A 6,508-nucleotide genomic window follows, 5' to 3' on the forward strand; every position below is an offset into this window, starting at 1 on the left:
ATGTGTATAAGAGACAGCGGCAAGCGTGGTCACGTGCGTGGCGAAAGTGCCGGGGCCGAAGGCGATCACGCGCTGCCCGATCCGGACGGAGTCGACGTCCGGGCCGACGGCGGTGACGAGGCCGACGCACTCGCCACCGATCACGGGCGGGGCACCGTCCAGCCCGGGGTACACGCCCATCGCCTTGAGCACGTCGCTGAAGTTCAGGCCCGCCGCGACGACGCGAACCTCGACCTGACCGGGCCCCGGCGGAATCCGCCTGACCGCGTGGATGTTCAGGGCGTCCAGGCGCCCGGGCTGGTCGGTCTGCAGCCGCACGGCGCCACCGGCGTCCAGGTCCACCGCGGTGCGCCGGGGTTCGGGCGCGAGGGCACCGGTTCCGGTGGTGGGCGCGGGCACCACCCGGTTGACATAGCGCTGCCCGCCGCGCAGGGCGATCTCGTCGTGGTCCGACCCGGCGAGCAGCTCGGCGGCCAGACCGGCGAGCGAATCCACGCCGTCGGAGTCGGCGTCGATCAGCGTGGGCTTGAATTCCGGATGCTCGAAGGTGAGCACCCGTGCGATGCCGCGAATCCCCGTCTGCGCCAATGTGACCTGATCGGCGGGATCGAGCTGCTGGGCGCCGCGGGTGACGACGAACAGCCGAGGGCTGTTGCGGGCGCCCATCCGCGTCACCGTCTTCGCGATGTCGGCGATCAGCAGCGTGCGCGCCTGCGCCAAATCCAGCTGGGCCTTATCGGGCAGCGATTCGTCGACGGGCCGCGGCGGGCAGATCAGGGCGATGGCGTCCCACGGGGTGCGGGTGACGGTCGCGCGCAGCCGCGCCGCGTCGGTCGGGGAGACCAGCTCGAGCTCGTCGACGCCGTCGCGCAGCGCCGACCGCAGCGCGGACGGCAGCGGATCGCCGTTGTCCGTGTCCCCGATCAGCAGCAGGCCGCCGAGCCGCCCGGCCGGCTTGTCCAGGGTGGCGGGCTCCCACTGCAGCGCGAACAGGCGGGCGCTGAGTTCCGTTGCGCCGCCGCCCGACCTGAGCACCGCCATCTCGACCTCGTCGATGACGAGCAGCACGCGACCGTCCCGATCCGTCAGCACGACGTGGCCGACCAGCCGGTCCGGATTGTCGGTGGGGGCGAGCGAGCCGAACGAGCGCACGCCGTCGGCCACGTTCCCGTACACGTGGATGCCGGCGAAACGCACGGGAAGAACCAGGGTTTCGCGGGCGCTCTGCCCGTCGGCCAGCTCGGTCGCGGCGCGCGTGGCCCCGAGCGCCTGCACCGCGATGTCCATCATGACCGGGTGCAGCACCAGGTTGCGGGACCCCGTCCTGGCCGGCGCGGGCAACCGCACGTCCGCGCGGGCGGCACCGGACTGGGTGACGGCCAGGCCCTCGATCCCGCGGAAGGCCGGCCCGTGTTGTTGCCCCGCCCCGCGCAACCGCGCATAGAGCTCGTCGGGGTCGAGAGCGGTCGCGGCGGGTTCGTCGGCCGGCGGTTGGGGTAGCGCGTGTTCGGTTTCCCGGGTGAGGGTGGCGGTGGCGTGTTTGACCCACCCGGAAGCGGCGTCGCGCGTGCGCATTTCGACGCGGCACGCCCGCTCGTCCCCGGTGAGTGTCGTCACCAGAACGGTGCCGTCACCGACGTGCAGCATGCGGTCCAGGCTGAGATCGCGGATCATCCAGGGCCCGGCGTCGGGGTTCGCGAACGCGTCGATCGCCGCCGCGAGGGCGATGTCGGCGTAGGCCGCACCCGGCAGCACGCAGAGATCGTCGATGACGTGATCACCGAGCCACAGCAGGTTCGGACCGAGCTCGCTTTCCCAGATCCGGGTGCCACTGGTCGGATCGGTGACGCCGGTGCCGAGCAGGGGGTGGGTGTCCGGCGCGTCGTGCCCGCGGGCGGTGGGGGAGATCCAGTGCCGGGTGTGCTGCCACGGGGTGGTGGGCAGCGCGGGGTGCGGTTCTGGCGGGTGGGGCGTTTGCGGTGGGCGGCTGACGTGGGCGGTGTTGAGGTTGGTGTGGAAGTTCAGGGTGTCGTGACCGTCGCGCTGCAGGGTGCCGATGGACAAGTAGCCGGAACCCCCACGGCCGGAAAGGGTTTCGCCGATGGCGTGGGTGAGCAAGGGGTGGGCGCTGACTTCGATGAAGGTGTGATGCGCGGCGCCCGCGGCTTCGATCGCCTGCTGGAAGCGGACGGGGTTGCGCATGTTGGTGGCCCAGTGTTCGGCGTCGAAGACCGGGCGGCTGTCGAGGTCCGCGTAGGTGGTGGACAGGATCGGGATGGCCGGTGGGCGTGGGGCGAGGTCGGCCAGTTGCGATCGCATCAGGGGCTGCAGGGGGTCCATCGCCGAATTATGCGGGGCCACTTCGATGTTGACCCGCGCGGCGAAGTGGTTGCGGGCGCGGACCCTGGTGATGAGCTCGTCGATCTGCTGGGTCGGCCCGGCGATGACGGTTTGGCGTGGCGAGCCGTAGATCGCCAAGCTCACCTGCGGATGGTCTGCGATCAGCGCCTCGGTGGCGGCGGCGTCGAGCTCGAGCGCGGCCATTGTGCCTTGCCCGGACAGCGGCGCCATCAACGCCGAACGCGTCGCGGTCACCCGTAATCCCTCGGCGGGGGTGAGCGCACCGGCGACCACCGCGGCGGCCACCTCGCCCATGGAATGGCCGATGACGAGGTCGGGCGTGATCCCGTAGGACCGCCACAGCGCGGTCAGCGCGAGCTGCATCCCGATCAGCCCCAGCTGGATCTGTTCGATGCCGACGAGCTCCTTGCCGGTGGCGATCACGTCGTGCAGCGAAAACCCCGCCTGGGCCACGAAATCGGGTTCCAGCTCGGCGATCGCCGCGGCGAAGGCCGGTTCGTCGGCGAGCAGCCGGCGGCCCATGCCGGCCCACTGCGAGCCCCGACCGGAATACACGAACACCGTGCCCGGACCCACCGCGCCCTCCCGGCAGCCCACCAGGCCAGGGGCCGGCTCACCGGCCGCCAGCGCCCGCAATCCCGCGACCACCTGGTCCCGATCGACGGCGGCCAGCGTGGCGAAGCTGGCGTGCCGCGGCCGGTGGTGGTTGAGCGTGTGCGCCACGTCGGCCAGCGCCACCTCGGCGCCGGGGCCGTCCAGCCAGTCGGCCAGCACCGCGGCCGTCGCCGCCACCCGCTGCGGCGTCTTGCCCGACACCACCAGGGTCGACACCACCGGCCGGTCCGCACTCGGAGCCGGAACCCGTTCGGGCGCTTGCTCTATCACCACGTGCGCGTTGGTCCCGCTCACGCCGAACGACGACACGCCGGCCCGGCGGGGTTGCCCCGTCGCCGGCCACTCCATGTCCTCGGTGCCGATGGTCAGCCGCGACACATCCGCACTGGCGTGCGGGGTCAGCGTGTGGAAGTTCAGGTTCCGCGGGATGCGCGCGTTCTTGACGGCCAGCACGGTCTTGATGAACCCGGTGATGCCGGCCGCGGCCTCCAGGTGCCCGAGGTTGGTCTTGACCGCCCCCAACACCAGCGGGGGCCGGCCGTCCCGGTCGGCGAAAACCTTGCTCAGCGAGTCGAGTTCGATCGGGTCGCCGAGCGGGGTGCCCGTGCCGTGGGCCTCGATGTAGTCGATGTCGGACGGCGTCAACCTGGCCGACGTCAGCGCCTGGCGGAGCAGCGCCTGCTGCGCCGGGCCGTTGGGAACGGTGACCCCGCTGCTGGCGCCGTCCTGATTGACCGCCGAACCGCGCACCACCGCGAGGATGCGGTTGCCGTCCCGTTGCGCGTCGGACAACCGCTTGAGCACCACCACCCCGCAGCCCTCGCTGCGCACGTACCCGTCGGCGCCGGCGTCGAACGTCTTGCATTGCCCGTCCGGCGACAGCATGCCCCACCGCGAGCAGGCGATGCTGGTGCCCGGGCTCAGCAACAGGTTGGTCCCGCCGACCAGCGCGGTGTCACTTTCGTTCCAGCGCAGGCTCTGACAGGCCAGGTGGATGGCCACCAGCGACGACGAGCACGCGGTGTCGAGGACGACGGCGGGGCCGCGGGCCCCGAGCAGATACGCCATCCGGCCCGCGGCGAAGTTCGCGGAGTTGCCGGTCAGGACGTAGGCGTCGAGTTCCTCCGGCCGCATCGCTTCGGAGAGGGTGAGCATGTAGTCGTAGGCGGTGACGCCGACGAAAACCGAGGTCTGGGTGCCGCGAACGGTGTGCGGGGGAATGCCCGCGTCTTCCAGCGCCTCCCACGCGACCTCGAGGAACAGCCGCTGTTGCGGGTCCATCGCCGCCGCCTCGCGCGGGGTGATGGAGAAGAACTCCGCGTCGAATTCGTCCGGCTCCCAACCGGATAGGAAGCCGCCTTCGCGGTTGCAGATCGTCCCCGGGACGGTGTGGTCGTCGGTGTAGAGGGCGTCGGCGTCCCAGCGTTCGGGCGGCACCCGCACGATGCCGCTGCGCCCGTCGCGCAGCAGTTGCCAGAATTGGTCCGGGTTTCCCACCCCGCCGGGCAGCCGGCACCCCATCCCGATGACCGCGATCGGTTCGGTGCCCGCCTTCTCGGCGATCTCCAGCCGGGCGCTGAGATCGTCGATCTTGTGCAGCGCCTCGGTGATGATCGCCCGGCGGTCCGGTGTCGAGGTGGTCATCGCGTTCCTCTTAGTCTGTCGGAAAGTTGTTCCAACAACTCGGCTTCGGAGAGTTCGTCGTAGACGTCGGCGTCGGGTTCGGTGTCCGGCGCGGTGAGCTCGGGCAGCATCGTCGCCAGCTGGTCGGCGAGCGCGTACACCGTCGGGTAGTCGAAAATGACCGAGGCAGGCAGCGGTTCGCCGAGGCTGTCCGACAACGCGCGCTGCAGCGTCACGCTCATCAGCGAGTCCATCCCGAGCTGGAAGAAGCCGGTCGAGGGGTCCAGGGACTCGCCCGCCGGCAGCCCCATCACCTTGGCCGCCAGCGCGCCGACATGATCGAGCAGCATGTCGTGCCGGCGTTGAAGCGGGCACTTGCCCAGGGCAACCCGGAATTCGCTTGCCGACGTTGACGTTTCGCCCGGGGCCGGCAGCAGGTCGTCGACGATGCGCAGTGAACCGCGGGTCCGGTAGGCGGCCGCCAGCAGCGGCCAGTCCGCGTCCACCACCACCGAATGCACGCCGGCGGCCTGGCTCATCACCCGCGGCAGCGCGCCGATGGCGACCTCGTCGTCCATCGGCAGCAACCCGGATCCCATGCTGACCTGGCCGAATTGCTGTTCGGCGTCGGCCAGCGACTTCCACAGTCCCCAGTTGACGGTCGTCCCCGCCAACCCCATCACGCGGCGCGCGTACGCCAGGGCGTCCAGGTAGCCGCTGGTGGCGGTGTAGTGGGCCAGCCACCGCGAACCGGTTAGACCGGAGATCGAGGAGAACAACACGAAGTGGCGCACCGGCGTCTCCAGGGACAGCCGGTGCAACACCGCGGCGGCGTCGAGCTTGGGCGCGAACATCGCGGTGACGTCGTCGTTGGTCATCTCGTCCAGCAGGACGGGCTGCCCGGCGAACGCCGCCAGGTAAATGCCTTCCAGCGGCGGCAGATCGGCGCCGAACCGGTCGAACAGGCGCCTCATCGCGGCTTCGTCGGTGGCGTCGGCGGCCACGGTGACCAATTCGGTTCCCGTGGTGGCAAGGTTTTCGGCCAGCTCGCGCAGTCGCTGGCCGGGATTGCGCGACACCGCCACGACGGTCCCGGCGCCCATGCGGGCCAGCTGGCGGATCAGGTGCGGGCCGATGTTGCCGGTGGCGCCGATGACCAACTGGCTGGCGCCGGCGTCCAGCGTCACCGATTCGGTGGGCAGCGGGCGCCGGTGCAGTCGGGGCACGTGGCGCGCTCCGGACCGGTAGACGACCTGGTCGTCCCCGTCGGTCGCGGCTGCCTCGTCCAGCACCCGGCGCACCAACGGCTGCGCCGGCACCGAGCTGTCGAAATCGATTATGCCGCCCCAGATTTCGGGGTGTTCCAGGGCGAGGGTGCGGCCCAATCCCCAGAGCACCCCGTGGCTGGGGTTGGCGCGGTCGCCCTCGGTGATGGGTTGGGCGTTGCGGGTGACGATGAACAACTTGGCCGACGATCCCGCGGCGGCCATCGCCGCGGCGATCCGGCGGACCTGATGGAACAGCTGGTAGGCATCCCCGACGTCGAGCGGATCGTCGGGGGCCGGGGGCGCGTACAGCACGTAATCGACCTCGCCGAGCGCCTGACCAAGGGCGCTCGGGTCCGCGTCGGAGGCCTGCACCTCGGCGACGCGGCTCAGTTCGGCGGCCAGGTCGGTGTCGGCGATCACCAGCCACCGGCCGCTCTCGGTGCGGGCACCCGGGTCGGCCCGCGGCAGCGGCCGCGCCGGCCATGCCAGCCGGGCCGACCACTCGTCGAGGGGGCCGTCCGCTGGATGTGATTGTGGGGCAAACCCTTTGGTGGGCGCAGATCCCGGTGTCTGCGGGCTCGCGGCCTCGATCCAGTGGCGGGTGTGGTGCCAGGGGGTGGTGGGGATCTGGGGGTGGGGTT

Annotated in this window: 2 protein-coding genes; both read right to left on the bottom strand. The window is 71.2% G+C overall.

All coding sequences use genetic code 11. From position 1 onward, the window contains the following. Positions 1-4,620, bottom strand: a 4,620-nt coding sequence (locus tag WU80_RS23730) for a type I polyketide synthase (protein WP_055405867.1), incomplete at its 3' end; no start/stop codon positions are given. Beyond that, positions 4,617-6,508 (bottom strand): beta-ketoacyl reductase (locus WU80_RS23735; RefSeq protein ID WP_197286015.1); only part of this gene is annotated, 1,892 nt, incomplete at its 5' end. The genes WU80_RS23730 and WU80_RS23735, both read right to left, overlap by 4 nt.

This window comes from Mycobacterium sp. UM_11, from assembly GCF_001414075.1.
Taxonomy (GTDB): Bacteria; Actinomycetota; Actinomycetes; order Mycobacteriales; family Mycobacteriaceae; genus Mycobacterium.